Consider the following 313-nt stretch of genomic DNA (forward strand, 5'->3'; position numbering starts at 1 on the left):
TCGAGCTGCCGCCGTTCCATGCAGGCGACGCGGCGCTCGCGTCGATCACGTCGACATCGCCCGGCGAAACCGCTGCATCGCCCGCCCCGTCCGCACCGGCGCCGCTCGCCGACTGCGTCGTGTGGCTCGAACGCAATTACCGCTTCGGTCTCGCTTCGCCGCTCGGGCGGCTGTCGCTCGCGACCCGCCGCGGCGACGTGCGGGCCGCGCTCGATGCGCGGCCCGCGCACGACGCGGCAGCCGCGTGGTTGCACGACGATGCGGGCGAGTCCCTCGCGACGTCGACGGTCGAGCGGCTCGCGCGGGGGTTCGG

At 75.4% G+C, this 313-nt stretch carries 1 pseudogene; it reads left to right on the forward strand.

What is annotated here, in order from left to right:
- Positions 1-313 (forward strand): annotated as a pseudogene (locus tag KVT39_RS36690) (exodeoxyribonuclease V subunit alpha); the annotation flags it as partial.

Origin of the sequence: Burkholderia sp. GbtcB21 (genome assembly GCF_019091065.1) — a bacterium.
GTDB classification, from domain to species: Bacteria; Pseudomonadota; Gammaproteobacteria; order Burkholderiales; family Burkholderiaceae; genus Burkholderia; species Burkholderia pyrrocinia_C.